This is a genomic window from Mesorhizobium sp. Mes31, from assembly GCF_024519675.1.
Lineage (GTDB): Bacteria > Pseudomonadota > Alphaproteobacteria > Rhizobiales > Rhizobiaceae > Mesorhizobium.
Genome location: NZ_JALJRL010000065.1, coordinates 1 through 635 on the forward strand (window position 1 = coordinate 1; position 635 = coordinate 635).

Genomic DNA, 635 nt, shown 5'->3' on the forward strand with positions numbered 1-635 from the left:
CCGACAAAAGCCCTGGCCGACGAACCGAAAAAGGGTGGAACGCTGCATGTCGCGATGTCGGTCAAGGCACAGAAGGATCCGCGTACCTACGACTGGACCGAGATGGCGAACGTCACCCGTTGTTGGCTGGAGCCGCTCGTCCGCTACACGCATCAGTTCACTTTCGAGCCGGTCCTGCTCGAAAGCTGGGACGTCAATGACGACGCCACCGAATACACACTGCATCTGCGCAAAGGCATCACCTGGAACAATGGCGATGCCTTCAACGCCGATGACGTGGTCTCCAATCTGAACCGCTGGTGCGAGAAGGGTGCTTCCGGCAATTCCATGGCGGCACGCGTCGGCGCGCTGATCGACACAAAGACCGGCAAGGCGAAGGATGGCGCCATCACCAAGGTCGACGACCTCACGGTCAAGCTGAAGCTGTCCGAACCCGACATCGCGATCATACCGGGCTTCACCGACTATCCGGCGCTGGTCGTGCATCGCGACTTCGACAAGGATGGCGCCGACCCGCTCAAGAAGCCGATCGGCACCGGACCTTTCGAGTTGGTGTCCTATGCAGTAGGTACCAAGGCGGTCGTCAAGCGTCGCGAGAACGGCAAGTGGTGGGGTGGTGAAACGCCGCTCGACGG

General features: G+C 60.8%; 1 protein-coding gene. It reads left to right on the forward strand.

The annotated features are described in order from the left end of the window. On the forward strand, positions 1 to 635 hold a 635-nt coding region (locus NR193_RS33305), incomplete at both ends, for an ABC transporter substrate-binding protein (RefSeq protein ID WP_256754888.1).